The organism is Streptomyces sp. NPDC001604 (genome assembly GCF_042893475.1).
GTDB lineage: Bacteria > Actinomycetota > Actinomycetes > Streptomycetales > Streptomycetaceae > Streptomyces.
The window spans coordinates 26,729-52,836 of the sequence record NZ_JBIAUY010000034.1; the positions used below are offsets into that span (position 1 = coordinate 26,729).

The window sequence follows — 26,108 nt, forward strand, 5'->3', positions numbered from 1 at the left end:
ACTTGCTGCGAGAGGCGTCGGAAGCACGTGAGCGCTGCGGCGATCGCGGCGAAGGCCAGGAAGTGTTCCTTCATCGTGCTGATCTCCTTCGGGCTTCGACACCTCGAAGATCAGCCGGTGGCCGTTCAACTATGCGGGCCTCATACCAACGCCGGAGCAACCCCCGGATCAGGTCGAACCCGTACACCACCTCCCTGGACGCAACCCGGATGGCCGTCGGTGATCTCATCGACACGTGTCTCCACTGGACGTCCTCCGGCATAGCGGTCGCCTCATCTGCACGCTACGTAGCCGTGTAGCCGCGGGCCACCGCGCATACGCCGGGGAGCGGCTGTCAGGGCTCCGGCACTCCCGATCAGGTAAGACGGCTTGTCGTGCGTCCCCCAGTCTGATTGGGTACGGCGCGCCGGATACGCGAGGGGCGCGGTCGGCGGGAGGGAACGGGCAGCGTGCAGCCTACGGTGCAGCAGGACATACAGGGGCCACTGCCCCAAGGGCTCGCAGGAGCGATACGGCAGACCGCCGCTGACATCGCCAAGCTGTTGAAAGACGCCTCCGACACGACCGTTCCCGTACCGGATTCGCAGTGGACGGTCGGTGAGGCCGCCGCCCATCTGGCACTGGCCAACGAGCTGATGGCCGACCTCGCATCCGGACAGGCACGACCCTACGGCGACGGTACGCCGCAGAGTCTGGCCGCCGCCAACGCACAGTCCCTCACCGTGTTCGCAGAGCGCCGGGCACAACCGCTGGCGTCGATGATCGTCGAGCAGGCCGCCGCGTTCCTCGAGGCCGCGGATCGAGCCGCGAGCGACGAGAGCGCCCCCGCACTCGTCACGCCGCTGGGTCCCATGGACCGGCACGTCCTCGCGTCCTACCTGCTCACACACATGCTGGGCCACGGCTACGACCTCGCTCGCGCCCTGAACCGCCCGCACATGATCGACCGCGACCGTGTCGGACTGTGCATGCCGTTCATGCTCTCAGTCATGCCACGCGTCGCCGACACGGCCGCCATCGCCGGCCTGAGCGTGCGCTACGCCATCCGCCTCCGGGGCGGCCCGGCATTCGGCGTCAGCCTGGACGACGGCGCCGTGCACGTGACCCCGGCGGCCCCAAGACGTCCCGACTGCACCATCCTGATCGAACCCGTGGCCTTCCTCCTCATCGCGCTGGGCCGCCGCAACCCGTGGCGGGCCATCGGGCGGGGACAGGTCGTTGCCTGCGGGCGCAAACCCTGGCTTGCGCCCCGCTTCCCGACGCTGTTCACCGCGCCCTGATCCGCCACCGGGCAGCTGCTCGCTCGTACACCTCGTACACAATGTCCGGTGATAGCGTCCCTGCTGGAGCCGCAAGCCGCGTGTCTTCCCGGACGACCTGTGCGACGTACCCGGCCCGCCAAGACGACGCACTGCGGGAGGCATCGTGTCCGGTACGGGCGAACCAGATGTCCGGAAGTTCAGCGCAAAGCCCCTGGGCGTGGACTGGATTCACGGGTCACCGTCGGCCAAGCACAACACCGACCCCGATCTTCAAGTGCACTGGGCCGACGAGCACACGGTGTTGCTCAGACAGAACAAGGCCATCAACTACGAGGCCCCGTTCCTGTACTTGTTGTTCGGCAATCGCCAGGCGGTCCTGATCGACACGGGTGCCACGGCGTCACCCGAATTCTTTCCGGTGCGCCGGACTGTCGATGACCTTGTCGAGACGTGGCTGGCGCACAACCCCCGCGACTCCTATGGCCTTCTCGTACTCCACACGCACTCGCACGGCGATCACGTCGCGGGAGACAGCCAGTTCCTCGACCGACCGGACACGATCGTGGTCGGTGCCGATCGGGATGCGTCCTGGACGTACTTCGGGTTCGCCGACGACCCGGAGGCGGTACGGCCCCTCGACCTCGGCGGGCGGGTGCTGGAAGCTCTCGCGACCCCAGGCCATGACGCCGCAGCCATCACCTTCTACGACCCGTGGACCGGATTCCTCTTGACCGGAGACACCGTTTACCGCGGACGGCTGTACATCGAGGACTGGCCGGCCTTCTCACGGACCATCGACCGGCTGATCGCATTCGCCGACCGCCGCGCCGTCACCCACGTACTGGGCTGCCACATCGAGATGACCCGCGAGCCCGGCGTCGACTACCCGATCCGTACCACGTACCAGCCGGACGAACCCCCGCTGGAGATGACCCCGGCCCACCTGCACGCCGTGCGCGCCGCCCTGGACGAAGTCGGGCCTGAACCCGCTCGACGCGCGTTCGCCGACTTCATTCTCTGGCCCACAGCAACTTGAACAGTTCCCCCCTCGTCAGTGCCTCGGCACAGGACCCCGATCCGTCCTGGCGCCCATGACGAGCGGTGGGCGGAGGCGCGGCGATACCCTGATGGTGCTCGGCAAACCAGCGTGCGCACAGCTGCAACTCCAGCGACCGCAGCACAGGAGGAATCGTGGCCGGTCAGTTTGAGGCGACAGCCGAGATCAACCGTCCCATCGAGGAAGTCTTCGCCTTTCTTTCCGACGGCACGAACGACCCCAAGTTCAGCCCGAGGGTCCAGGCGATCACGAAGACTCCGGAGGGACCGACAGCAGTCGGCACGGTCTTTACGAGCACGGTCAAGGACGCCGGCATGAAGACGGGCCGAAAGTTCCGGATCACCGAATTCGAGGCCCCTCACCGAATCCGCTGGGCAGAAACCTCGAAAAACATCGTGACGGCCGACGAAGGCGGCTACGACCTGGAGTCCACCGGTCCGGGCACCACCAGGGTGAGGATCTTCAACGTCCTCGAAGGTCACGGCATCGGAAAGCTGCTGGTGGGCTTCGCAGTGGGCGCCGCTCGCAAGGACGCGCCCGCGTTCGGGCGGCGCATCAAAGCGGCGGTGGAGGCGTCCTGAGGGGTGCCGAACGGCAAGACCGTTCTGGCAGCCTCCTTGGTCCTGGCTTTGCTGGAGGAACGGCAGGGAGACGACCCCGTGAAGCGCGCGGGACACGACCCCGATGCCCTGCTCCAGCAAGTCATCGAATGGCGCGAACTGGACACCGCGGACCGTGTCACCGACGTTCTCGTCCGGCGGCGACGCATCGGCAAACTCCCCGCCACCATGGACCAGCCCCGTGCCCGTACGAACGCGCGTGCAACGCAAGCACGCTCCCACTCGTCCCCGCCACAGGCGCCCGAGGTGCGATCCCGGCGCTGTGCCGGGGGCAGCGAGGAAGCTGAGAGGACCGCATGGACTCCACCCCAGCAACGCCCGGAAGCCCGCCTGGGCAACGCCGTCCCGGGACTTCCCAGGTGTGGGCATGCCTGATTGCTCGTCGCGGTGCGAGGGTCATGTGGTTGAACATGAGGTGTGCGATTCGATTCCGTTCCCATGCCGGCGAGCGTCGAGGCCCGGCCTCGGGACAGCCGTGGCTATCCGGTACCCGCCATCACCCCGTGGGAGGGCGACGAACCCCAGTTCGCGCTCACCGACTACGGGCGCAGCGCCGAGTGTGCGCGACGGCGGCTGTGTTCCGTGTGCAACACCCTGATGCCCAAGGGGCCGGTGTGGCGGGTGGTCGGCGCCGCGGAGAGCTCGGCGATCCGCGAGGCGCTCGCTGCCGGGCGGCCGTACCGGAACATGGCGGCGACGCTGGAAGCTCCGGGGCACCGCGCCTGCATGCTCTACGCCTCGATGGTCTGCCCGTATCTGGCGCGTCCCAACGCGCGGCGGGGGCTGACAGCGGAAAACCCGGACGATATGACCGCGCATGTCGTCCGGGGTGCCGTTCGTGGTGAGCTGGGCGCCGTGGTCGGCTTCGGCGACTACGAGTTCGCCGTCACCTCGGCCCAGGTCCTGTTCCGCTTTCTCGATGTGGTCGAGTACCTGCCGCATGACACGGCCGACCAGCATCTGGAAGAGCTGCGGGCCGAACTTGCCCGCTCCGGCGGCCGGCCCGCCGGCGGTCAGCCGCGGTAGGCCGGCAGGCCGGTGTGCCGGGTGACCTTCACGGGCTTGCCGAAGCCGTGGGCGGTCCTGGTCACGGTGTACGTGCCGGTGGGAGCGCGGAAGGCGATGGTCTTGCCGTCGGGTGACCAGGTGGGCTCGGTGTAGTCGGTGGTGGCGTGCGGTGTGAGGTCCTTGACGGCGTTGCTGCCAGTGCTCAGGTCGTCGACGAAGAGGTGGTCGTGCCCGCCGATGGAGCGCACGAAGACGACCTCCTCCGCGTCGGGTGCGAGCGCGGGCTCGGAACCCCTGGTCAGCGCACCGCCCTGCTGACGCAGGTAGTCGTCACGGATGTAGACCTCGCCGGTGCGGGTGTTCTCGTAGACGGAAGTGCCGTAGGTCCCGCCGACGTTGGGCCAGGTGTTGTCGGTCTTCGGGAGGCTGCCGCCGTCCGCGTCGCTGTTCAGGCTGATCCTGGCCGGCGTGCCGTGGTCGGCGGTGGCCTTGACGCGCTCCAGGACGGTGCTGCCGTGGACCTTGGCCGAGAAGATGATGTTGTTCTTCGCGGGGATGCCGTTCGCCCGGTCGGCCGCGGTGACCTGCCACGTGGGGTGGGACCAAGTCTGCCCGCCCGGGTTGGCGGCGACGGTCCTGCGGTGGCTGCCGTCGGGGTCGGAGACCTCCAGGTTGCCGTGCCCGTCGATGAAGGCGGCCTTGGTGCCGCGAGGATTCCAGGCCAGGTCACGGACGACGGTGCCGAAGTCGACCGACTTGCCGTTGACCCAGACATGGCGGGTGCCGTCGCTGATGGTCAGACCCCTGGGCACGCTGAGCGTGTGGACGGACGTGGACGCGGCGACCATCGCGGCGCTGCTCCTGGCGTCGCGGCCGGAGGGCGGTGCGGCCATCGCGGTGGCGGTCGCGCCACTCAGGGCGAGCAGCGCGGCGACACCTGCCGTGATGACGGCTGCGGTGCTCCGACGGTTACGAATGGACATCGAGGTTCCCCCAGGGGATGTGAACGACGCTGCGACGAGACTCTCGCGGGAGCCACCCGCCGTCCCCGGGACCCGCACCGGTCCGCTCGGCCTGCTGCTCTTCGCGATCAGAAGGAGTTTTCCCACGGCGCATGACGGAGCTGTGCGCTCACCGTCACAACTGTGCAATAGCGGGTCGAATGAGAAGCTCCGATCGCAGTGCGCCGCCCGCGGGGCAGCCACAAGCCGTTCCGGGTACTCCCAGACAGCCCCCGGCGCCCCGCGCCAGACTGGAAGGTCTGCCAGTCGACGAGGGCGGCGTACACCTCTTGGTAGCGGGTCAGGGCGTGGACGCCGTACGCGACAGGCGGATGACGGGACCGGCTTGGCGCAGCTGCCGGTGCAGGGGCTCGGGGTGTTCCAGGTGCTCGGCGGCGAACGGGTCTGCGTCGCTGATCGGCGGCGACGCGGGAACGGCGGCTGTCTCGGTCATGGCGGCTCCATGAGATGCGGCTGAGGCGAGGGGGTTGAAGGCGACGTGGCTCGGAAGTCCGACCGCAGGTTCGGTACCGGTCACCGGACGGTCAGAGGTCCAGGACGAGATGGTCGGAGTGCGAGCGGGACCCGCAGGGCAGCATGCAGTCGCCCGCCGCACGTTCGTGGTCGGCCGGCACCGCGTCCCGGTGGTCGGGCGTGCCCTCCAGCACCGGGACGAGGCAGGTGCCGCACGTGCCCTGCTCGCAGGAGGACAGCACCTCTGGCACCGGCTCGGCGCACGGCGTGCAGCACGGTCACGTCCGGGGTGACGGTGACCGTACGGCCGGTGCGCCGCAGTTCCACCTCGAAGGGCACCCGGCGCGCGGGCTCGGAACGGTCGGCGGCGGTGAAGCGCTCGGTACGCAGGCTGTGGTCGGGCCAGTGGGCGCACGCCTCCTGGACGGCCGCCGGGAGAGGAGCCGGTCCGCAGCAGTACACCTTGGTACCGGGCAGCGGCTCGCCCAGCCACGCAGCCAGATCGAGCAGCCCGCACTTGTCCGGGGGCCTGATGTACACCCGCTCGCCGTAGGCGTGCGGGAGGTCCGCGCGGAACGCCATCGAGGCGCGGCTACGGCCCCCGCAGAGCAACTCCCACTCCGCGCCGACCAGTTCTGCCTGCGGGATCATCGGCAGCAGCGGGGTGATTGCGATGCCGCCCGAGATGAACAGGTAGCGGTCGGCGGGCACCAGGGGGAAGTGGTTGTGCACCCCGCCGACGCTCACCCGGTCACCGGGCATGAGCCGGTCGTGCACGTACGCCGACCCACCGCGCCCGGCGGACTCACGCAGGACGGCGATGCGGAAACCGTGCGGGTCCCACAGGTCACCGCACAGGGAATACTGCCGGGTCGTCCCGTCCGGCAGCACGAAAGCGATGTGCGCCCCCGGCGTCCAGTCCGGCAGGCGGACACCGTCGGGGTGGTCGAGCGTGAGGGACACGACGCCGTCCGCGACGACGTCCTTGGCACGGACCCGCAAGGAGGGGGTGGAGGTGGGGTGGGTCGGGGCATTGTGGACAGCAGGTTGTGCATGACCACGTTGTCGCTTCCCTCCTGTGGAATGCAGGAAGGATGCGCGTGGCCGCCGGCACGGTGCGACGGCATTCCCATTGAGTGGGAGACGCTTTTTCGCACCGAAGTCACACTGCCGTCACTCAGCGGGCCCCTCTCGTCCGGTGGGCGCGCCCAGTGCACGGGACGTGCCTCGCGCGGCCGTCCGCAGGACGGGAACGACTGCCTGGGCGCCCGCGTCATTGGGGACGACGACCGACGGCGCCGCCGGCACCCTGCCGTCCGCACCACGCACCCGGGCGGCCACACCGAGGGCGTCCTCGTGGACATAGCCGGGGCAGTAGTCGTACCCCTGCTTTCGGATGTCGGCCAGGACCGCCCGCAGCCGGCTCGGCGTGGCCGGCGTCGTTGGCGTGTAGGCGGTGAGCGGGCCTGCCAGCAGCCGTTCCCTGAGGTCTGCCGGGCCGTGGGCCAGGAGGACGAGGCCGCTGGAGGAGGCGTACAGCGGCAGGCGCCCGGCGATCCGTGCGTAGTTGATCACCGACCCGCGCGGCACGAGGGAGGACCGAGTCCTGGTGAGGTGCCTTCATCCTGCAACTCCTCGCTTGTACGGGGCCGGCCGTGCCCCGACCGGCGTGGCCGTCTCACTCAGCCGCACGGGGGCCGCGTCATGGGCATGGACCGGATGCCACTACAGCGCCTCTTCATTGCGGCACCGCATCGTACGGTGGCTCCACCACCCGCACCGCGGCGATGGTTGCCAGCATCCGCGCCGGACGCGCCTGGATCAAGGCGATGCGACGCAGCCGCGGATTCGAACCGGCTGTGACACAGATGAACCATCGGCGAGAGCACGGGAGTTCGTGGAAGAGTGAGGAGTGGGCCACGTGATAGCTGGCCGGCTCTCCACCGCAGGACAATCGTTCATGCTGGCCACTACGACCTGCGTGGCCAGCGCGCGACCGCAGGGGACCCGGGCCTCGAGCCTGCGCAGCGGAGCATGATCAATCTGGCCACCGCTGGTGAAGGCGCGGTAGACCTCGGCCGGCCTGCTGGTTCGGCGTGGACCGCTCCACCATCACCCGCGCCATCGGCGAGGTGCGGTCCCTGCTCGCGCAGCGGGGCTGCAGCATCGCACCGGACGTCCGTCTGCGTACTCTCGCCGAGGCCATCGAGTACCTGGGCGTCGATGGCCGGACCGGGATCATCGACGGCACGGAGATCCGCGTGCGATGTCCAGCCGCAGGCCGCAAGGACCGTGACAAGTTCGTCTCCGGAAAGACCAAGCAGAATGCGGTGAAGTCCATGGTCCTTACGGACGCCGAGGGGCGCGTGCTGTTCTGCAGTCCGGTCCGGCCGGGCAGTTGCGCCGACATCACCCGGGCCCGGCAGCTGGGCCTGGTCCAGCTCCCGGCCGACGGACCGTTCATGGAGATCCTCGCGGATGCCGGCTACCAGGGCATGGGAGCGCAGACCGGCGGCCGGGTGATCACACCGCCGCATCGCACATTCAAGAAGAACGCCCCTGTCTGGTACGAGGAGCGGCACGAGCAGCAGCGCAAGGCGCACTCCTCACGGCGCATCCGTGTCGAGCACGGCATCGCGCACCTCAAGAACTGGCGGGCTCTGACCCGACACCTTGGCCGGCGCGAGCCCTCGCCGGACTGCTCTCACACCAGCAGACCGCCGCCCTCGACCGTGGCCTTCGAGCTTGAACACCGACCACGCCACACACCTCGACGCGCCCCGGCCAACCGTGCACGAGGTCGTAAAGGCTGTCCCGCAATGATCAACTGAGTCGATCCGTTCAGCACGGCCTGTCGAACCACCGCGCATCAACTCCCGCTGCCTCAGCTGGTCCAGGGGCGGTGTATCCGGCCCGGCGCCGGCGGTGATTGCCTCCAGTGCCGATTCAGTCCGCGGCCAGGACGCGCCCAGGGGCGGTGCGGGTCAGGGTGCGGATGGGAACGGCCAGCGCTGCGCAGACCAGGGCGGTCGAGACGAGGATCGCCGTCCCAGCGGCGCTGGCCATCGGCAGCAGGTGTCCCGACAGGACTCCTTCGCCCAGTGCGAGGACGGTGGCCAGTCCGGCGGCGGCGCCCGTGAGGCTGCCGAGCAGGGCCAGGCCGAGGCCCTCGTAGAGGGTCAACCGGGCCAGCTCGCGTGTCGTCCAGCCGGTGGCGCGCAGGACGGCGAGGTCCGTTGCCCGTTCTCGCTGGGACATGACCAGGACGTCCACCGCGCCGGCCGCGCCGAGCACCAGGGTCAGGGTGACACTCAGGTAGTCGGCCGTACGGGCCCGGGCCACCACCGCGTCGCCCAGCAGTGAGCCCGCGACCTCCCCCCGGAAGGCGAAGGTGACCGAGAGCAGCACGGTGAACGCCGCCACCGCCAAGGCGAGTCCGGCCGCGCCGAGCACGGTACGTCCGCGCGTCCGCAGCAGGTGGCGTTGGGCGAGACCGGCGACCGAACGCACGGCGACGGACCGGCGAGCCGGCGCCACCGGGGCGGTGACGGCGTCCAGGGGACTGATCCGGGTCGCCCGCCACGCCGGGATGAGTCCCGCGAGCAGTGCGAGGAGGAGCGCGACCGGCAATACCAGGGCGGCCTTCGCGAGCGAGTGGGAGAGACCGAGCAGGGCGCCCAGGCCGTAGGCGAGCAGCGCCCCCAGCGTGCCCGCGCCCAGGCCGACCGCGGCGAGTTCGCCGAGGATCAGACGCAGGACCTCCCCCGCGCTCCACCCTGTACAGCGCAGAGTGCCGATCTCGGTTCGCCGGGAGCGCACGGAGGCCAGCGCGGCCTGGGTGAGGAACAACCCGCAGACCACCAGCACAAGTACGAACAGTGCGGCGCTCTTGGTGTCCACGGCCCGCAGGACGCGCAGTGCCACGCCCTTGGCCGTCCAGTTCTCCCGGACGTTGAGGCCGGCTGCGAGGGCGACGGTCTGCGGCGCCGGCGAACTGCCGACGGTGACGTCCACGCGCAGGTTCGGGAACGCGTCATGGATGCGCGCGGCCACGGCGTTCACCCGGGCCCGGGACGCGGAGTCGACGCCCCGCACTCCGGCCACTCGGATGCGGATGGCGCTGACGGGCGCCTTTTCCTGGGCGGTGGGCGTGTGGCGGCTCTTGGTGAAAGCGCTGATGGAGTCCAGTGTGGTGAGCAGGGTGGGCGGCGGGCTGAGGTAGCCGCCCAGGTTGCGGTCGGGGTGAAGGGATCGACCGCCGAGCGCGGACCGGGTGGCCGCGTCGGCGCCGGTGACCTGTGGGGAGCGGTAGGTCTCCAGCGGCACGGCGGAGAGTGCGGAGAAGCCGTGCAGCCGGGTGGTGTCGTAGCGGCCGACGAGGTGGATGACCGGGATCGGGGCGCGGCCGCTGTCCTCGCCGGTGCAGGTCTTGTGTCCCCCGCAGTCGGTGGAGGCGTGGTCGGCGACCGTGCGGTACTGGGTGCCGGCGTTTTCCTCGGGAACGTCGGACAGCAGTGCCGAGGTCCCCTGGAGGTTGTTCTTCCAGACGTCGGCGGGCTGCTGCGGGCGGGATCGCGCCACCAGGCCGTCGGCGGTGACGCCGTAGGCGACCGGACCGACGGTCCAGTAGCCGCCGGTGTCGAAGTTGACCGCGCGGTCGACGGAGCGGAAGGCCCTGTCGAGGTCGGCGCCGACGGTGCCGACGGTCTTGCCCCGCAGTGCGGTGACGAACCGGTGGGCGGCCGGACTGCCGAGCTTGCCGGGCAGTTGGCTGGGGTCGCCTGCGTCGAGGCGTTCCACGCTCGCCGTCAGGGTCGTGGAGGTCAGGGCGTGGCTGCTGAGCATGACCGGCACCTGGTAGTCGTGCTGGCGGCTTGCCGCCGGGCCGCTGTCGAAGGGGTCGGGGCCCCACACGGGGCGGTCCTTCGAGGTGAGCATCCGGCCGGAGGTGACCGTGTCGCCGAGGCCGACCAGCCGGTCTTCGGCTTCCGGGTCGACGGCGGAGAGCAGCACCGGGAAGGTGACCGGGATCTCCGCCGAGGCCTTGCCCTGTCCTGACCGGCAGGTCATCCTCGACCGCGCGTCCAGGTCGAAGGCGGACGTCGGTACCGGGTTGTAGCCGGGTTCGGCCTGGGGCGTCAGGGTCTTGCCGTCAATGCCCGTCGTCGTATCGGACTTGTCGCTGTTGTAGTACCAGCACACCCAGTACGTGCGCCCGGCCGCCCTCTCCTGGTCCAGTCCGGTCAGTCCGGTGTCGGCCATGAGGTCGTCACGGACGGTGATGGGGTTGCGGGTGAGGTAGACGTACTGGTCGGCGGCCGGATATGTGCCAAGGCCGGCCTTCACCGTCGGCTTCAGGCGCAGCAGTTGGGCGGAGGCTTTCGAGTCGAGGAAGCGCGAGACGTCGAGGCGCAGATTGCCATCCACCATCAGATAGCCGATGTTGGCTATGGGGGCGGCGACGTCGAGTCCTGGCAGTTTTTCGATGCGCCGGTACTGGCCGAGGGTGATGCCGCCGAACACGCCGGACAGGAAGTTGGCCTGCACCAGGCCCCGTTGACGTTCGACGGAGGTCTGCGCGGTCGAGGGGCGGACCAGGATGTCATAGGCGGAGCGGGCGTTGTGCCGGACGATTCCGGTGGTCTGGGCGCGGCTGGTGGTGACCGCGGAGGTCAGCAGGGTGAAGCCGGTGGCCGCGACGAGGATGCCCAGGGCCAGGGAGAGGGCCCGCCCGCGTCGGCGCCGCAACTGGGAGAGGATCATGCCGATCACGGACGCAGGCCTCCGAGACGGCCGAGGACGTCGTCATCCGGCGTCACCCGGTCGTCGGCCACGATCCGGCCGTCGTGCAGCCGTACGATCCGGTCGCAGTTCGCGGCCACCTCGACGTCGTGCGTGGCGACCAGCGTGGTCGTGCCGTAGCGCTCGCGCAGCGAGAGCAGCAGCTCGACTATCTCCCGCCCGGTCGTGCTGTCCAGGTTCCCGGTCGGCTCGTCCGCCAGCAGCAGTCCGGGCCGGTTGATCAACGCCCGTGCTATCGCGACGCGTTGCTGCTGGCCCCCGGACAGCTCCGACGGCAGTGCGTCGGCACGCTCTGCCAGGCCGACCGCCTCCAGCAGTTCCCGCGCGCGCCCCTGCCGGTCGAAGTCCACCCGGCGGGGCAGCACCGGCGCCAGGACGTTGTCCAGCACGGTCAGGGCCGGCAGCAGATGGAAGCGCTGGAAGACGAAACCGACCCGCCGGCGGTGCGCGTCCAGCCGCCGTGCCGTGAGCTCGTCGCCGTCGACCCCGACCGTTCCCTCACTGGGCCGGTCCATTCCGCCGAGCAGATGCAGCACCGTGGACTTCCCCGAACCCGAGGGGCCGGTCAGCGCGACGGCGGCCCCCGACTCGATACGCAGGTCGACGGCGTCCAGCGCGACCAGGTCCGCATACCGGCGCGTCACGCCTCGTAACGACACATCCACCGAGCTTCCACCCTTCCTGCATTGGCACAATGCAGCGGTACATTGTCACAATGCACACGACATGTAAATGGCGTTGCAGGAGGATCCATGCCGCTTCACCACGCGGTGCTCGCGCTGCTGGCCGACGGCCCGGACCACGGCTATGAACTCAAGGGCCGGTTCGAGAAGGCCATGGGCCCGCAATGGGGCGGCCTGAACATCGGGCATCTCTACCAGATACTGGAGCGCCTGGTCCGGGACGGCTACGTCGTCCCGTCCCATGTGAGCCAGGCGGACCGCCCCGACAAGACCCGCTACACCCTCACGCCCACCGGACAGGAGGAGTTGCAGGACTGGGCCACCAGCGCCTGGGTGCGCACCGGCGGTTTCCGGGACGAACTGTTCCTGAAACTCTTCGGCGCTTCCTCCCTCGGTCCCGACGCCCTCGCCACACTCATCACCGCACAACGGCAGACCTACGTCGCCGAACTCGCCGGCCTGACCCGGCTACGGCGTACCCAAGCGGACGATCCCCTGGTCAGCCTCCTGATCGACGGGGCGATCGCCCACACCAAGGCCGACCTCGAACTCCTCGACACGGCCACCCAACGCCTCGCCCCCATCGCCCAACACCCCAAAGCCGCAGCCCCACAGGCCGAGACCCGCGAGGCTGAGGGCCGGCAAGGGGCCTGACGGCTGTGAGACACGGCGCCGACGACTCCGGCACCAGGCTCGCGTCGATCACTACAAACGAGGCGGACAGAACCTCTGTGGGCATTTAGGGATGGTCTGTGCCGGTAAGTAGCTTTCGCGGCCGTCAGGGTTGAGGTGTTTGCCCCATGCGCGCACCCTCGCGTTCATCGAACTGCGGAGTTGGCTGCCCGTTTACTCCGGTTCTCGTGCACGAAGTCCGTCTGATTTGAAGATCAGGCAGAAACGCCCAGCAGCAGCGGAACAGCACCGACTGCCGCATCCATGATCACGCTAGGGCGTGAGCCAGCGGAAGCCGTACCCCAGTGACCTCTCCGACGCCCGATGGGCCCTGATCGAGCCGACGTTGACGGCCTGGAGAAAGGCCCGGTTCGATCGCAGGCCCACCAGGCAGCCGGCCAAGGTCGACCTGCGCGACGTATTCAACGCGCTCCTCTACATCTCACGCCCCCGGAATCCCCTGGAAATACCTCCCGCACGACTTCCCCAACCACCACACCGTCTACGCCTACCACGCCGCCTCCGAACCCTTCGTACTGGTCGGCAGGACCGATGTGCTGCTAGTCGGGGGCACGCTCGACGAGTGCATCCGGCGGGCCAACGCGTACCTGGCGGCCGGGGCGGACTGCGCGTTCGTGCCGGGTGCCGCCGATGCCGAGTTGATCGGCATCCTGGTGCGCGAACTCGACGGCCCGCTCAACGTGGTGATGGGCCTGACCGGCGGCACGCTGTCACTGGACGACCTGCGGGAACTCGGCGTACGGCGGGTCACGGTCGGCGGCAGCATCGCCCGCGCGATGTACCGCCACCTGCTGAGAGCCGCACGAGAACTGGCCGACCAGGTACCCTTCCGCGCTTATCTAGTGCTATCGCGTGAACCTGCTGGTGAGAGGCGTGTGAGCTTTATAGGGCACATGAGGCAAGTTCGTGCGGCGGCGGTTCACGGGGACCGGCGTGACCCCGACGCTAGGAGCGTTTGACTCCCATCGCGGCCCCGAGTGCGATTGCTTCGGAACAGTGGAGCCAGGTGCACCTTTGCGCTGGTGCCGTCCAGCTTGGCCTGGAACAGGTGGAATCTCCACCTCACAGGCCCGATCCTTCCCTGAGGAGAGTCTTCGAGCTCCGAACGACAACCAAGCCTTTGCGTTGCCAGAGGCAAGGCTGAACGGGGCAGGTATGCGTTGTGACGGCCGGTCGACAAGGCGTTCCCTCAACAGCAACGGAGAGGATCCCGGAGGAGACACAGGCGAGTACTACGACGCGGTGGTGCTGGCAGGAGGGCGCGCCCAGCGTTTAGGCGGAGCGGACAAGCCGATGGTGTCCGTTGGCGGCATGTCCTTGCTCAACCGGGCGATCGAGGCATGCATGGGGGCCGGGAGGACGGTTGTGGTGGGCCCGCCCCGAGCCACCGTCCACCACGTACATCACGTGCGTGAGGAGCCTCCGCATGCCGGGCCGCTCGCGGCGCTGGCTGCGGGAATGCGCTGGGTACGCGCGCCGTTCGTGGTGGTCCTGGCGGCGGATCTTCCCTTCGTGCGGCAGGAATCAGTCACGGAGTTGCTGCGTCAGGCTGCCGGTTCTGCGATCGAGGGCGCAGCCATGCTGGAGACACAGGGCCGGGACAATCCGTTGTTCGCCGCGTATCGGACCTCAGCCGTGCGGCGGGGCCTTGCGCTAACCCTCGCTCAGCACGGGATGTTGGCCGGACTGCCTATCCGTGTACTGACTCGTTCTCTTGCCCTGCGGTACGTGCCTGATGTCGGCGGAGTGTCGTTCGACTGCGACACCTGGGAAGCGGTAGCACTTGCCCGGGCCTGCCTGAAGTCAAAAGCCGGTTGATCGGTCTTCGAGCACGCATTCGCTTTCATCTCCCACCCATCAATTCGGTTGCGAGGCACAGTTGGCAACAAAGGAAGACCTGGCGTGTCAAGAGATCATCGGTCGCTACCAGTTCAACGGAGCCGGTATCAGCGCGATGCACCAGCTCCTCGAAGCCCTCGGTGACCCGGGAGGCAACCTACGGGGCATGACCGTCGTCGGCACCAACGGGAAAGGGTCAACTTGCGCGTTCGCCGTCTCCGCGTTGGCCGCGGCCGGGATGCGCATCGGAAGCATGCCCAGCCCGCACCTGCAGCACGTCACCGAACGCATCCGCATCAACGGGGAGCCCATCTCTTCGCTCGCATGTCATCGCGCCTTCACAAAGGTTGACGACGCCCTCAGGAGCACCGGCCTTGTCGTCAATGCAGGAGGAGTGCATGCGGCCGCGGCGGCGGTTCATTTCGCCATCGCCGAAGTGGACTTGGCCGTCCTTGAGGCAAACATCGGCGGTCAGCGCGCCGCGGTCAACTGCTTCGACCCCGGAGTGAAGGTCATCACCGGAGTGGGACTGGACCACGAGCATCTACTGGGAAACACCCTGGGCGAGATCGCGAGGAACAAGGCAGGCATTGTCCGCGACGGCGACCATGTCGTGCTCGGCGATTTACCCGAGGAGGCGGCGAACGCTGTGGAAGGCGTCCTCTGCCATCGCACGGGGTTAACCGTCTGGCGCCTCCACCAGGAAATCCGCTGTCGGCCACGCACGGCCCGCGACGGGAGCACCGTGCTGGAAGTGGCCACCCCGAACGCCGTTCACAGGGACCTAACCTGTCCGCTCCGCGGGGAGCACCAGCATCGCAATCTGGCTCTCGCCGTGGCGGGCATCGACGCGCTGGCCGAACGGAGATCGATCCCCGGTATCCCGGAGGACGCCCTGCGCAGCGGTCTGGCCGCGGCCCGCTGGCCCGGCCGCCTCGAGCTGCTGGCGCCGGCCCGCCTCGGCTCCTGGACCGGACGCCTGCTCCTCGATTCCGCCGACAACCATCAAGGTGTGGCCGCCGTGGCCCCGGAGTTCCTGCGACACGCCGGCGCCGTTCAGCGCACAGCCCTGGTCTTCGGCGCCCTCTGGTACAAGAAGGCGGCAACCTTGCTGGAACCGCTGCCTGCTGACTGGCCGGTGGTGCTGACCCGGGTCGGACACCCCAGGGAGGCATCCCCGGCCGGATTGCGCACCGCCCTGGCGCCACGGCGAGAACTGTACGTACAGGAGGAGACCGCTGACGCCGTCCGCTACGCCACCGAACTCGTGGGGAATGGCGGCCTCGTCGCGGTTCTGGGAACCCACCTCCTGGTCGGCCGCGTCCGCGATCTGTTCGGCCTCCCGCCCGGCTGACAGCTAATCCGGAGGTCTCGCTCACAACCGCAACTCATGGGCCACGGCTGTGTGAGTCAGGGGGGTGCCGCTCCTCCTTTGCTCTGAGCCTTGATCATTCGGCGGAGGCTGATCCGTGCCGCGCCAAGTTCGTCTTCCAGATCGGCGACGTGGCGCTCGAGACGGGATTTCACGACAGTCACTTCGTGCAGGTTCGCTTCGAGGCGAGTGTTGGCCTCGGTGAGCTCCTGGACGCGGGCGACAAGGCCCCGGGCGCCGAGTTGGTCGAGCCGTTGGCCGAGGTGGCGGCGGACGGTGTGCTGCAGCTGGTCGCGCTCGCCCCGGAGCCGGCGGATCTCCTCGCGGGCGAGTGCAAGGTCGGCCCGAAGGCCCGAAGGCCCGAAGGCCCGCAGGACTGGCCTGAGCCGTCGTGGCCAGCGGTCGTGTGGACCGCTGCTGGTGGATGGCGGACTCGATGTGTTCGCGCACTCCGTCGGCGTAGGTCCGGGTAACCGGACGGTGCCTGACGGGGAAGGGCCGCCCAAGCCTGGGGAGGTCGAAGCGGTCCTTCCCCCTTGCTCTTCCTCTGGCGCTGAGCCCTTCTCCGTCTCACCGATGGCCGCCTCGGGACCCCACCGCTCAGGACGGTGACGGTCGCGACGGTCGCACGCACCCTCGCCACCTTCTACTGATGATGGACGTCACCGCTCGGGCAGCTTGCGGCGAAGAAGGTCCATCGACTTCTTCACGTCTTCGAGCTGGCCACCGAGCACCCGTAGACGCCAGTCCATGCGCTCCATCCGGGCGGCGGCCGCGAGCGACGCGAGCGTCTGTGCCAGCTGCGCCGCGCCCGCATCGCCCTCCATTGCCTTGTTGACGTACAGGGCGGCCATCGCCTCGTATCGCTTTGCGCGCGCCGCCGCGTCTTCGTGCTCGGTCATGCAGCCCCACCCAGGTTGATCTCCCCCCATCGTTGTACCGACCGCGCCCGCACAGGCGGGGCGCCTGTGGATTTTCGGGCCGGAAAGATATCCACAGACCTGTGACGACGCAGCACAGGTGGCAAATCAGCACGCTTGTTGGCAAATGACGTTGCTGTTGTGCTCTGTGGCTACTCTGCGTAACACCTCTGTGCGAGTCCCCTCACGCGGGCTGCAGGCCGAGTGCAGTGCGGGATTCGCCTACGAGGCGCAGTGAACCGAGGACGACGATCAGGCCGCCAGGACCGGCGAGTTCGGTGGCCCGGTGCAGCGCCGATGGGGTGTCTTCGGCTGTCAGGCACGGCCCCCGGCGGCCGGGCATGAGGTGGCTGTGCAAGGTGCTGGGGCTCGCGGCCTGGTGCGAGTCGGTGCGGGTAAGGACCAGGGGCCAGTCCGAGGGTAGTGGCACGAGCATGCCGGAAACGTCCTTGTCGTGCATCGCGGCGAAGACCAGTACCGGCGGGCCTGAGTGGTCGCCAGCGTGGGCATGACACAGGATCTCCGGGGCGACGGCCGCAACACCTTGCGGATTGGTGGCACCTTCCAGAAGGACGCGGCCCGCCCAGTTGCGCAACCGGGCGCGGGGAATGAGTTCAAGGCGGCCGGGCCAATGCGTGGCTGCCAGTCGTGAGCGCAACTGTTCGCCCTCCGGCTCGCGGATGTAACCGCGTTCGGCCATCGCGTCCACAGAGGCGATGGCGAGAGCGAGGTTGTGGTGCTGATGCGCGCCGGACAGAGAGCAGGGAAGATCGCGATGCACGGCGCGGGGAGTGGTCACATCCACCAGCGTCACGGGGCCGCGGTTGCCGTCGCGACCGACAGCACGGGCGGTGTAGTGGATTTCATGGTCCATGCGCCACACGGACAGCCCCGTCCGCTTCCTGAGGACCCGCTCAGCGCTGGTAGCTGCTTCAGGGACCAGCCGGCCGAGAACCACATGGTCCCCGTCCTGCACGCCTGCGATCTTGGCTTGAGTGATCTCGGTGAGGGAACCGCCCAGCAGCCGGGTGTGGTCGAGTCCGATGCCGGTGACGACCTTCACGTCCAAGCCGAGCTCCGCAGCTGCGGCCCTGCTCCCGCCGATGCTCGCCTCGGCCACCGCCAGGTCCACACTCGCACGTCGGAAGTGCACGGCCGCGGTGGTCGCGTAGATGCCCTGGCCCAGGACGGGCAGACCGTGCCGCTCGATCACACGCCAGACCTCGGTGAACGCCGCAGCGTACTCGGCACGCGTGACAGGAACCCCATCGATCCGGATCCGCTCCCTGGGCTCTTGCAAGTGCGGACTGGGCATGCTCCCCACCTGTACGCCGGTCGCGGCCACCGCTGACACCGCGAACGCGCACGTCGATCCCTTGCCATTCGTCCCGACCACCAGCATCCCCCGCAGCCTCCGCTCAGGACGGCCCAGGACCTCCAGCAGCCTGGAGACATTCGCCTGCCGCACCCTCCGAGGAAGCCCAGAGGGGTTCTCATGCACCTTTGCGAGGATGTCCACGCAGCGTTGGTAGTCCACCCAACCGATCATGTCACCATAAGCGACACATTAGATGCGCTTGGTGATGGTTTGCGTGCCCAAACGGCCCCTTTTTGGACACCTGGCGACGAATGAGCCGACGGTTCTCCCGGAGCTACACCTCCTCGGCACCCAAGGCTCCTTCTACCGGGACGGCTGGCTGCCATCGCGAACGCCTACCGAACTACACCGACACGATCCTCCGGCAGACCGGTCACACTCCGCGATCACTGGCTGCCAACTAACCTGCGGCATCCTTGCCACGAGGCGTCACAACTCCCGGACCTGGAGCACCCCGCCTTCGTTCTTGCCAACTAGCCTGCTTCGTCACAAGACCGCAGCTCAGGGCCCGCCTTCGCCGCGCTCTGTGCGCAGGCCAACGGCTTTACGGTTCGTGTCCGCTTCCGGGTGTGAGGTGCCGGGACGCACACCGAAAGGGCACGGACGATGGCACAGGCGAAGTTCGACAAGCAGGTGGAGGAGACCGCTGAAGCCCTGATGTTCGGCATCGGCCGGTTCCTGGCCGGCCGGCCGATGGACGGGGTGAAGCGGACGACGCGACGTTCTGGCGATCGGGCACCAGAGTCCTGCCGAAGGTCGAAGGCCGTGTCTCCCGTTCCTCCTACCGCGCCGGGTGGAAGCGCCTGACCTTCCGTATCAGCGCGCTGGCCGCCGCCGGTGCGGGCGGCTACCAGGCCGGGTGGGTCCACCAGGACGCCACCCTCGCCACCGCCCGGGAGATATGGGCCGACCCGGATCCCGCGCTCGCCGTGCTGGAGCAGACCGGGATCGCCGCGGCGTCGACCGCGGCCGTCGGGACCGCCGCCTACCTCGCGCTGACCCGCTAGCGCCGGGAGCTGATGCGGGAGTGGGTGATCCCGCTGCGCGAAGCCCTCGCGCTGCCGCTGAGGCTCCCGGAGCAGACCGACCCGCGCCGCTACCTCCACATCCCGACGCAACTTCTCCGAGGACGACGCGGAGATACGCGTGGACGTGCCGGGTCGTCTGGACTTCTCCAAGGACCTGGTCGCCGACATCATCACCACCAAGCTCGCCCTGGAGGGGTCCACTTTCTCCTGGCACCTGGCGGGCCGCAAGACGTATGTGACGGTCAAGAAGACCCGCAAGCCCCCGGCCAAGGTCGCCTTCAAAGACCCCAAGGTGCGCGAGATGGTGGCCGCCGCCAAGGAGTCCGCGCCCATCATCGGGATCGGCTCCGCAGGGCAGATCGTCACCGTCGACCTGGACGCGGAGTCCCCCGCACATCCTGGTCAACGCCGCCACGGGCGGCGGCAAGTCCGTGACCCTGCGGTGCATCGCCTGCCAGATGCTCCACCACGGCTCGCTCGTGTTCGTCCTCGACAGCACGCGCGCCCCGTGCCGGTCCAACCCGGGGCCACGGCATGGCTTTGAGTGATGCACGCTGCGTGAGGTGCGAGAAAGGGGGGAACCGTGCACGGCGTGCGGCAGCGGGTATGCCCCTCATTCCTTGGAAGTAACTCATATTTTGTGTGCTTGTAGGGCTGGAGTAAGGGCATCCGGTTGCCAGGAGGTTGATAACGATGGTTCCCCTGCTTCTGGTTCTTCTGCTGGCTCTGATCCTCTTCGGCGCGGGCTTCGCCCTGAAGGCGCTGTGGTGGATCGCGGTGATCGTGCTCATCGTGTGGCTGCTCGGCTTCGTCGTCCGCTCCGCGGACAGCGCAGGCCGCAGGGGCCGCTGGTACCGCTGGTAGACGAAGGACACCGGCGCAAGGAGCGCGCCATGCACGAGCCATGAGTGGGCCCGGCCGATACGGCCGGGCCCACTGGCGTGAAAGAGAAGCCTGTATGCAGCAGTTGGGAGAGATCCGGCTTATCGGGCGCACCGCAGGGTACGTGGGTCATGCACCGGCCCCTCAGACTCAGCAGTGGAACCCTGCTCCTCCTGTCTGCGGGGCCGATGCGTATCGCCTCCAGCCACTGACTTCACGCCGGGTGTTCCGTCCGATCGCCCGCGGGCCCCGTCAGGCCCCGGCCCATTGCAGTCCAGGGATGAAGGTAGTCGGACGGGGTAGCAGAGCTGCTGCCCCGTATACCCCGTTCGAGGAGGGCTTGTGACCGAGCCGGCAAATCTGAGTGTCGAGGTGTCCGTGATCGGCTCCGACGCCGCGATCATCACCATCGGTGGGGAGCTGGACGTCGACACGGGCCTCATCCTGCAGCACCAGCTCGCGGGCCAGGTAGTGCATGGACGCCGTCACCTGGTGCTGGACTTGGCAGAAGTACCGTTCATGGACTCCTCTGGGCTGGGCGTCATCATACGAGCCATAAATGAGGTTCGGAGCATCGACGGATCCGTGTCCCTGGCCGCCCCCAGTCAAGTGGTGCGACGTCTGCTCGACCTGACCGGGGTCGGTATGAGCTGCCGGATATTCGAGAGCGCGGACGCGGCCTGTGAAGCGCTCCTCGGGCAAGGCGGTGAGACCGTGAACGTCACGACGGGCAAGGCGGCTCGATAGCAGATCAACCAGAGTCAGACGATACCCACAGCGCCTGATCGCGATAGTTCCCCCCCGTTTGTTTTTCGCGGTCCTGCAAGAGTGCCGCTGGCCTCCGGACCCGTCATGGCTGTTCCCCCTGTCGAACGGATGACCTGGGGGGTGGTGCCACCGGGCCCGAAAGGCGCCGTTGGAGACGCTGATGAGAGGCCCGACTACCGCCCGGCCTGGCGCAACGCCCGGCCGTCTGCGGGGCGGCAGGTCTGCATAACCCGCTGCTACGAACGCAAGGCGGAGCACTTTCTCGCCTTCGTCGGCATAGCCGCGGCCCTCATCGGCTACGGTCGGCTGACCGGGTGAAACCGCGGCGAAGGCTACGTGGAGCAGGGGGAACGACCTGCGCTCTTGCCGAAGCTGCCCTGTCAGGCGAGCCAGTAGTAGGGCAGGCGAAGGAGATCGGCGGCACGGGCGGCAACTGCTTCGGCATGCGGCGGGACGTCTTCGTCCACGAGGCCTCGAGTCAGGTGCAGGTGGAGGGACTGGAGGGTGGCAAAGGTGTTGAACGCCCAGGCCGGGACGGGCCCGGGGCCTCCTCCATCCAGGGCCTTCGCCACCGGGGAAAGCCAGCTGGTTGCCTGCTCACGGTTCAGGCCAGGGGCTTGGAGGATACGCAGGAGTGCCCGCGCAAGCCTCGCGTCCTCCAACTGGGCGTATCGGTAGTCGCTCTGCGCGGCCATCATCCTGAGGGCACAGAGTTCAAGTAGTTCCGTGCGACGGTCGGGCAGGGCTTTTGCGAATGCGGCAGCGGCGTCGGCCCCGTGTGCGACTGCGTGCAGCCAGCCCAGGGAGTCGTCCCAGCCGCGAGTGTCCTGCTCTACCGGATACCAGGCCGAGAATTCGGCATACCAGCGCTCCACAGCCCGTCTTGGCACCAGACCAGGGACAGTGTGTCCGCGCGTCACAACGGAGCAGAGGATCAGCGGTGCGAAGGTCCGAGCCTGTATCTCGGGGTGGATGAATCGGCTGGTGGCGGTGTCGCCGAGTTCCTCGAGGACGTCGTCGAGGTGCCCTTCCCTGATCCAGCGGGCGGCTGCGGTGTAGGCGTAGTCGTCACGGATCTCAGGGTCGGGCGAGAGCAGCATGGCCGACAATTCGTCGGCAAGCCGGGCCGTCGGTACGGTCTGGGGGAAGGGGAAGCCGTCGGCCGCGATCGACGGCCAGTCGACGAAGTCAGCACTCATCACGTCAGGCTTTCACACTGCCGACGGAGGCCTGCGCCCCCATCTGCTACCGCAGACTCGCCATCTGAAACGACGTCTGAAACGGCCGGCGGACGCAGGACCGGTACAGCGACCACGGCGAAAGACGGCAACCGGCAAGAAGCGACCGACGCCAGAGGACCGCATCTTCCTGCTCGCCAGCGGCACGACGGCCGCCGCGACCGGGCTCGCGCCCTTGCTCGCGGACGAGACCGAGCAGACGGTCGACGAACTCCTTGCCGCCATCAGGAAGCCTCCGAACGCGGTGCGGCCGGAGGCGGTTCGAAACTCAACGCGCAGTGCGGGCGAAGTGCTCGGGAGCACCTTTGCCCGGGACCAGGGCGAGTTCTTCCCCTTGATCCTCGAACTCGCCGACTTCGCTGCCACCTGCATCGCGGTCCGCGCGGCGCGCTACCGGACACGGGTCACCGAAACGCTGGCCGGCCTGGAGGAGATGCTCAAGGAGTTCGTCGCCGCCTGACGAAGGCCCGGCCGCAAGCCTCTGCCGTCTCACCGGCGCCCTGGGCGGCCGCCTCCAGCAGTTTCGCCGAGCACGGGGTCTCGCCCGCAAGCCGTGACCGGCGACCACTGTTGTCGGCCGCGGCGCCACGCCCTCGGGGCAGGACTCCCCGGCCCGGACTCAGCCCTTTGCGCCACTGCAAGGCGCCAGGGGTCATGCGCGGTATCCCCCGGTCGGCGATCTCACACGTGTGACCTCAACGATCACGGGCAGGAGCCTGGCATGCGGCGGGCTCGAGCCTGCCGCAGAATTCGCCTCAGCGAAGCTGCATGCGGTGGAGAGAGGATGGAAACGTGGCCGGTGCCGTGTCCGACGGAGGGTCCGATCCGAGGCCGGCGCAGGTGTCGAAGGCGGTCACGGAACTGCCTCGGCAGGTGCGCGAGGAGCTCATGCGCCGGCTGCGGCGCAAGAAGTGCGCCTTCCGGACTGACGACGTACAGGTCGTCGAGCCGCCGCTGCTGCGCCGCGCGGTCGGCGCCTCGGCGCTCGGCAATTGCATGGAGTGGTTCGACTTCGGCGTCTACAGCTACCTGGCCGCCACCATCGGCAAGGTTTTCTTCCCGGGAGCCTCTTCGGGCGCGCAGGTCGTCTCGTCGTTCGCCACGTTCGCGGCCGCGTTCGTCGTGCGGCCCCTCGGCGGTCTGGTCTTCGGCCCTCTGGGTGACCGCCTGGGCCGGCAGAAGGTACTGGCCACCACCATGATCATGATGGCGGTCGGCACCTTCGCCATCGGTCTCATCCCCAGCTACGCGACGATTGGCATCGCCGCGCCGATCCTGCTGCTCGTCGCCCGGATGGTGCAGGGCTTCTCCACCGGAGGCGAGTACGGCGGCGCCACCACGTTCGTGGCCGAGTACTCACCGGACCGGCGCCGCGGATTCCTTTCCAGCTGGCTGGACTTCGGCACCTTCGTGGGCTACGCACTCGGCTCCGCACTGGTGACCGTGCTGAACCTGGCGCTCACCGACGACCAGATGCTGGCATGGGGCTGGCGGCTGCCGTTCCTGATCGCGGGACCGCTGGGCGTGATCGGCCTCTACATGCGGCTCAAGCTGGAGGAGTCGCCGGCCTTCCAGCAGCAGCTGGATGAGCACGAGAAGAGCGTGGCCCAGAAGTCGGCGGGCAGCGAGCTCAAATCCATCGTTACGAAGTACTGGCGCCCGCTGCTGATCTGCATGGGGCTGGTGCTCCTGTACAACGTCACGAACTACATGGTCACCGGTTTCCTGCCGACGTATCAGACGGAGACGTTGAACCGCTCCAGCAGTTCGGCTGACGTGCTGGTCCTGACCGGCATGGTGTGGATCGTCGTGCTGATCACCTTCATCGGCCGCCTCAGCGATCGGATCGGCAGGCGTCCCGTCTACGGGGTCTCGGCGGCCGCGATGATCGTGCTCGCTGTGCCGTCCTTCCTGCTGATCAAGGCGTCCGGGACGTGGCCGCCGATCTTTGGCGTGCTGATCCTCTCCACGCTGCTCGCCTGCTTTGCGGCGCCGAGTGCCGCCACCTTGCCGGCGCTCTTCCCAACGGCCATCCGGTACGCCGCGATGGGCATCGGTTTCAACATCGCGGTCGCGGCGTTCGGAGGCACCACCCCACTCGTCACCGAAGCCCTGATCAACGTCACCGGCGACGACATGATGCCCGCCTACTACCTGATGTTGGCCGGGGTGATCGGCCTGGTGACGGTGAAGTTCCTGCCGGAGACCGCACAGGTCCCGCTCAACGGCTCGCAGCCGATGGTTGGATCGCGTGAGGAGCGGCAGGAACTGATCACCACCTCCCAGGAGCTGTACCGAGTCTCTGCGCAACAGCGCGGAGGCGCCCCGCAGTCGGAGTCGTCATCCCACTCCCGCCGGCCCTGACGCGGAGAACCGCGCGGCAAGGTCCAACGGGCAGGTCCGGGCACCGGCGGAGCAGCGCGTCGATCTGGACATCGCACTCGCCGCCGCACACGACTACGCCTGAGTCCACCGCTGATCCGGCCAGCTGTGCCCGACCGGGCCCCTTGGCCAACTCCGCCTTCAGCTGCGCGAACTGGGCCTCGCTCAACCTCGGCGGCGACGCCGAGCCGCGCATCGCCCGACGCGGCAGCGGACATGGCTCGGACTGGGTGTACAGCGCTGGGTCGTGGATGGCGTCATCGCACTTTTGCACTGGTTCCGCTTCCTGCGCTTGCGCTGGGAGGTCCGCGACGACGTTTATCGGGCCTTCCTCACATGCGGTTGTGCCGTCATCTGCTGGCGGCGGCTGAGGACCGCGCTCTGATTTCAGTCCCGAGTAAGGTGGCATCCGATGTCGCGGATTCGCGCCGAGCACAAGGAGGCGCACGTGCTTGCCGACCCGTCGGTGCTGGCGGCCGGGAGGCGTCATTCGGTCGGGCGGCGCTGGGACGGAACCGTTCTCGCCGTGGGCAATACCGCAGCCGGTGAATGTCGTGTCGAGGGGTGGGAAGACGTCGTCGCGGTGGCAGCCGGCAGCGTCCATGCCGCGACGAACACGGGCAGGTCTCATACGGTGGGACTCCGGTCGGACGGCACGGTGCTGGCAACGGGGTGGAATGGTGACGGGCAGTGTGATGTCGCCGGATGGCGAGGCGTCACGGCCGTGGCTGCAGGCTGGCGCCGCACGCTCGGGCTGCTCGCCAGTGGCCGGGTGCTGGCGGTTGGCCGGGGTGCGGAGGGGCAGTGCGATGTGCAGTCCTGGCGCGAGATGGTCGTCGTCTCGTGTGGTGACTGGCACTCGGTCGGCGTCCGGTCGGACGGTTCTGCACTGGCCGCGGGGAACAACCGGCGAGGGCAGTGTGCCGTGGAAGGGTGGCGTGACCTGGCCGCCATTTCGGCCGGGTATCTGCATACCGTCGGCCTCAGAGCTGACGGGCGGGCAGTAGCGACCGGCGACCGGGCAACCGGGGCGTGCGAGGTCGATGAGTGGGACGGCGTGGTGGCGCTCGACGCGGGCAGCTACCACACCGTCGGGGTCACTGCGTCCGGGCGGGTCCTCGCGGCGGGAGACAACAGCTACGGGCAGTGCGAAGTCGGCGAGTGGCGCGACATTGTCGCCGTGGCGGCCGGTTCAACGCACACCCTCGGCCTGTGCACCAACGGCACAGTCATGGCCACGGGGAACAATGCCGACGGGCAGTGCGAGGTCGGCGGCTGGTCCGGAGTCCGCCTTCCCTAGGTCTGCGGGCCGCTCCCATGGAGCGGGTGCTTGTCCGGGACCTTGCACTCCGCGTGCTCGTCCGGGACCTTGCACTCCGCGTGCTCGTACACGGCTGTCGGGGCGTCGGGGTTGAGGGCCTGCTCGATGTCGCCGGTGGCCTCGTTCTTCTCCGCGCGGGTCGGCGGGCGCAGCGCGGTCATCGGCTCGAGGCCGGTGGTCGACGTGGTGCCACGCGGCGTCATCACCCGCTGCGCGTATGTGCCCAGGTACCGGGCGAGGTCGGCTGGGTGCATGGACGGCAGCTGCGGGTCGTCCTTCTTGTCCCGCTCTTGCGCGTCCAGCGCGTTCCACGCCAGGGTGCACCGCTGCACGCCGCGCCGCGTGGAGCGCTCCGGGGCGCGGAACACGCGCGCCCACGG

General features: G+C 68.6%; 23 protein-coding genes and 3 pseudogenes. 15 read left to right on the top strand and 11 right to left on the bottom strand.

Going from position 1 to position 26,108, the window contains the following annotated elements; genetic code table 11:
- The first annotated feature begins 449 nt into the window (after positions 1 to 449).
- From ACFY1E_RS47055 to ACFY1E_RS47070, 4 genes are all read left to right on the top strand, one after another.
- Positions 450 to 1,280, top strand: coding sequence for a maleylpyruvate isomerase family mycothiol-dependent enzyme (locus ACFY1E_RS47055; RefSeq protein ID WP_389088571.1), 831 nt, complete (start codon positions 450 to 452; stop codon positions 1,278 to 1,280).
- A gap of 199 nt (positions 1,281 to 1,479) precedes the next feature.
- Positions 1,480 to 2,298, top strand: coding sequence for an MBL fold metallo-hydrolase (locus ACFY1E_RS47060; protein ID WP_389088574.1), 819 nt, complete (start codon positions 1,480 to 1,482; stop codon positions 2,296 to 2,298).
- A gap of 155 nt (positions 2,299 to 2,453) precedes the next feature.
- Positions 2,454 to 2,900: an SRPBCC family protein gene (locus tag ACFY1E_RS47065; RefSeq protein WP_389088576.1), complete on the top strand. Its 447-nt coding sequence runs from the start codon at positions 2,454 to 2,456 to the stop codon at positions 2,898 to 2,900.
- A gap of 477 nt (positions 2,901 to 3,377) precedes the next feature.
- A complete protein-coding gene (locus ACFY1E_RS47070) occupies positions 3,378 to 3,965 on the top strand; it encodes a hypothetical protein (protein WP_389088579.1) in 588 nt (195 codons plus the stop codon).
- Here the strand turns inward: ACFY1E_RS47070 and ACFY1E_RS47075 are convergent.
- The 5 genes and pseudogenes from ACFY1E_RS47075 to ACFY1E_RS47095 all read right to left on the bottom strand — a co-directional run.
- Positions 3,953 to 4,930: a TolB family protein gene (locus ACFY1E_RS47075; RefSeq protein ID WP_389088581.1), complete on the bottom strand. Its 978-nt coding sequence runs from the start codon at positions 4,928 to 4,930 to the stop codon at positions 3,953 to 3,955. The two genes, ACFY1E_RS47070 and ACFY1E_RS47075, sit on opposite strands and share 13 nt — an antisense overlap.
- Positions 4,931 to 5,249: 319 nt before the next feature.
- On the bottom strand, positions 5,250 to 5,402 hold the full coding sequence (locus tag ACFY1E_RS47080; RefSeq protein WP_389088584.1) for a hypothetical protein: 153 nt from the start codon (positions 5,400 to 5,402) through the stop codon (positions 5,250 to 5,252).
- Between the two features lie 91 nt (positions 5,403 to 5,493).
- A pseudogene (locus ACFY1E_RS47085) lies at positions 5,494 to 6,424 on the bottom strand (PDR/VanB family oxidoreductase).
- Positions 6,425 to 6,595: 171 nt separating this feature from the next.
- Positions 6,596 to 7,012 (bottom strand): IclR family transcriptional regulator C-terminal domain-containing protein, encoded by a 417-nt coding sequence (locus tag ACFY1E_RS47090; protein WP_389088586.1) that lies wholly within the window; start codon positions 7,010 to 7,012, stop codon positions 6,596 to 6,598.
- A gap of 30 nt (positions 7,013 to 7,042) precedes the next feature.
- Positions 7,043 to 7,259: pseudogene (locus ACFY1E_RS47095) on the bottom strand (LysR family transcriptional regulator); the annotation flags it as partial.
- A 259-nt stretch (positions 7,260 to 7,518) separates the two neighbouring features.
- On the opposite strand from ACFY1E_RS47095, the gene ACFY1E_RS47100 reads away from it, so the two are divergent.
- Positions 7,519 to 8,253, top strand: coding sequence for a transposase family protein (locus tag ACFY1E_RS47100; RefSeq protein ID WP_389088589.1), 735 nt, complete (start codon positions 7,519 to 7,521; stop codon positions 8,251 to 8,253).
- Between the two features lie 115 nt (positions 8,254 to 8,368).
- Here the strand turns inward: ACFY1E_RS47100 and ACFY1E_RS47105 are convergent, their stop codons facing one another.
- Together ACFY1E_RS47105 and ACFY1E_RS47110 are read right to left on the bottom strand one after the other, a co-directional pair.
- Positions 8,369 to 11,185, bottom strand: coding sequence for an FtsX-like permease family protein (locus ACFY1E_RS47105; protein ID WP_389088655.1), 2,817 nt, complete (start codon positions 11,183 to 11,185; stop codon positions 8,369 to 8,371).
- A gap of 5 nt (positions 11,186 to 11,190) precedes the next feature.
- On the bottom strand, positions 11,191 to 11,868 hold the full coding sequence (locus ACFY1E_RS47110) for an ABC transporter ATP-binding protein (RefSeq protein ID WP_389088591.1): 678 nt from the start codon (positions 11,866 to 11,868) through the stop codon (positions 11,191 to 11,193).
- 108 nt (positions 11,869 to 11,976) lie between these two features.
- On the opposite strand from ACFY1E_RS47110, the gene ACFY1E_RS47115 reads away from it, so the two are divergent.
- The 4 genes and pseudogenes from ACFY1E_RS47115 (at position 11,977) to ACFY1E_RS47130 (ending at position 15,793) form a co-directional block, all read left to right on the top strand.
- Entirely contained in the window at positions 11,977 to 12,561 is a 585-nt protein-coding gene (locus tag ACFY1E_RS47115; protein ID WP_389088594.1) for a PadR family transcriptional regulator, read from the top strand.
- 298 nt (positions 12,562 to 12,859) lie between these two features.
- Positions 12,860 to 13,559, top strand: a pseudogene (locus ACFY1E_RS47120) (isocitrate lyase/phosphoenolpyruvate mutase family protein).
- Positions 13,560 to 13,755: 196 nt separating this feature from the next.
- Positions 13,756 to 14,418 (top strand): molybdenum cofactor guanylyltransferase, encoded by a 663-nt coding sequence (locus ACFY1E_RS47125; RefSeq protein ID WP_389088596.1) that lies wholly within the window; start codon positions 13,756 to 13,758, stop codon positions 14,416 to 14,418.
- Between the two features lie 61 nt (positions 14,419 to 14,479).
- Positions 14,480 to 15,793 carry a bifunctional folylpolyglutamate synthase/dihydrofolate synthase gene (locus tag ACFY1E_RS47130; RefSeq protein ID WP_389088599.1) on the top strand — a complete coding sequence of 438 codons (1,314 nt, stop codon included), beginning with the start codon at positions 14,480 to 14,482 and terminating at the stop codon, positions 15,791 to 15,793.
- A 680-nt stretch (positions 15,794 to 16,473) separates the two neighbouring features.
- Here the strand turns inward: ACFY1E_RS47130 and ACFY1E_RS47135 are convergent.
- Entirely contained in the window at positions 16,474 to 16,713 is a 240-nt protein-coding gene (locus ACFY1E_RS47135; protein ID WP_389088601.1) for a hypothetical protein, read from the bottom strand.
- Positions 16,714 to 16,915: 202 nt separating this feature from the next.
- On the bottom strand, positions 16,916 to 18,250 hold the full coding sequence (locus ACFY1E_RS47140) for a bifunctional folylpolyglutamate synthase/dihydrofolate synthase (RefSeq protein ID WP_389088604.1): 1,335 nt from the start codon (positions 18,248 to 18,250) through the stop codon (positions 16,916 to 16,918).
- 1,005 nt (positions 18,251 to 19,255) lie between these two features.
- On the opposite strand from ACFY1E_RS47140, the gene ACFY1E_RS47145 reads away from it, so the two are divergent.
- The 3 genes from ACFY1E_RS47145 (at position 19,256) to ACFY1E_RS47155 (ending at position 20,766) form a co-directional block, all read left to right on the top strand.
- Positions 19,256 to 19,681: a hypothetical protein gene (locus ACFY1E_RS47145; protein WP_389088606.1), complete on the top strand. Its 426-nt coding sequence runs from the start codon at positions 19,256 to 19,258 to the stop codon at positions 19,679 to 19,681.
- Between the two features lie 149 nt (positions 19,682 to 19,830).
- Positions 19,831 to 20,001 carry a hydrophobic protein gene (locus ACFY1E_RS47150; RefSeq protein WP_363263117.1) on the top strand — a complete coding sequence of 57 codons (171 nt, stop codon included), beginning with the start codon at positions 19,831 to 19,833 and terminating at the stop codon, positions 19,999 to 20,001.
- Positions 20,002 to 20,361: 360 nt separating this feature from the next.
- Positions 20,362 to 20,766 carry an STAS domain-containing protein gene (locus tag ACFY1E_RS47155; protein WP_389088608.1) on the top strand — a complete coding sequence of 135 codons (405 nt, stop codon included), beginning with the start codon at positions 20,362 to 20,364 and terminating at the stop codon, positions 20,764 to 20,766.
- A 401-nt stretch (positions 20,767 to 21,167) separates the two neighbouring features.
- On the opposite strand, the gene ACFY1E_RS47160 is transcribed toward ACFY1E_RS47155, so the two are convergent.
- Positions 21,168 to 21,986: a DUF2785 domain-containing protein gene (locus ACFY1E_RS47160; protein WP_389088610.1), complete on the bottom strand. Its 819-nt coding sequence runs from the start codon at positions 21,984 to 21,986 to the stop codon at positions 21,168 to 21,170.
- 214 nt (positions 21,987 to 22,200) lie between these two features.
- Between ACFY1E_RS47160 and ACFY1E_RS47165 the strand changes: the two genes are divergently transcribed.
- The 3 genes from ACFY1E_RS47165 (at position 22,201) to ACFY1E_RS47175 (ending at position 25,707) form a co-directional block, all read left to right on the top strand.
- Positions 22,201 to 22,485, top strand: coding sequence for a hypothetical protein (locus ACFY1E_RS47165; RefSeq protein ID WP_389088612.1), 285 nt, complete (start codon positions 22,201 to 22,203; stop codon positions 22,483 to 22,485).
- Positions 22,486 to 22,793: 308 nt separating this feature from the next.
- Positions 22,794 to 24,389 carry an MFS transporter gene (locus ACFY1E_RS47170; RefSeq protein ID WP_389088615.1) on the top strand — a complete coding sequence of 532 codons (1,596 nt, stop codon included), beginning with the start codon at positions 22,794 to 22,796 and terminating at the stop codon, positions 24,387 to 24,389.
- Positions 24,390 to 24,819: 430 nt separating this feature from the next.
- The gene (locus ACFY1E_RS47175) at positions 24,820 to 25,707 is read left to right on the top strand and encodes an RCC1 domain-containing protein (protein ID WP_389088617.1); all 888 of its coding nucleotides are present in this window, start codon (positions 24,820 to 24,822) and stop codon (positions 25,705 to 25,707) included.
- Here ACFY1E_RS47175 and ACFY1E_RS47180 read toward each other — a convergent pair.
- On the bottom strand, positions 25,704 to 26,060 hold the full coding sequence (locus ACFY1E_RS47180) for a hypothetical protein (RefSeq protein WP_389088620.1): 357 nt from the start codon (positions 26,058 to 26,060) through the stop codon (positions 25,704 to 25,706). The genes ACFY1E_RS47175 and ACFY1E_RS47180 overlap by 4 nt on opposite strands.
- Positions 26,061 to 26,108 lie beyond the last annotated feature (48 nt).

What these genes read in the sequence shown, in the direction of transcription:
- ACFY1E_RS47070 (WP_389088579.1), top strand. Translation starts at nt 3,378, where the DNA reads ATGCCGGCGAGCGTCGAGGCCCGGCCTCGGGACAGCCGTGGCTATCCG.
- ACFY1E_RS47075 (WP_389088581.1), bottom strand. Translation starts at nt 4,930, where the DNA reads ATGTCCATTCGTAACCGTCGGAGCACCGCAGCCGTCATCACGGCAGGT.
- ACFY1E_RS47080 (WP_389088584.1), bottom strand. Translation starts at nt 5,402, where the DNA reads ATGACCGAGACAGCCGCCGTTCCCGCGTCGCCGCCGATCAGCGACGCA.
- ACFY1E_RS47105 (WP_389088655.1), bottom strand. Translation starts at nt 11,185, where the DNA reads ATGATCCTCTCCCAGTTGCGGCGCCGACGCGGGCGGGCCCTCTCCCTG.
- ACFY1E_RS47115 (WP_389088594.1), top strand. Translation starts at nt 11,977, where the DNA reads ATGCCGCTTCACCACGCGGTGCTCGCGCTGCTGGCCGACGGCCCGGAC.
- ACFY1E_RS47125 (WP_389088596.1), top strand. Translation starts at nt 13,756, where the DNA reads ATGCGTTGTGACGGCCGGTCGACAAGGCGTTCCCTCAACAGCAACGGA.
- ACFY1E_RS47135 (WP_389088601.1), bottom strand. Translation starts at nt 16,713, where the DNA reads ATGACCGAGCACGAAGACGCGGCGGCGCGCGCAAAGCGATACGAGGCG.
- ACFY1E_RS47150 (WP_363263117.1), top strand. Translation starts at nt 19,831, where the DNA reads ATGGTTCCCCTGCTTCTGGTTCTTCTGCTGGCTCTGATCCTCTTCGGC.
- ACFY1E_RS47160 (WP_389088610.1), bottom strand. Translation starts at nt 21,986, where the DNA reads ATGAGTGCTGACTTCGTCGACTGGCCGTCGATCGCGGCCGACGGCTTC.
- ACFY1E_RS47170 (WP_389088615.1), top strand. Translation starts at nt 22,794, where the DNA reads ATGCGGTGGAGAGAGGATGGAAACGTGGCCGGTGCCGTGTCCGACGGA.
- ACFY1E_RS47175 (WP_389088617.1), top strand. Translation starts at nt 24,820, where the DNA reads ATGTCGCGGATTCGCGCCGAGCACAAGGAGGCGCACGTGCTTGCCGAC.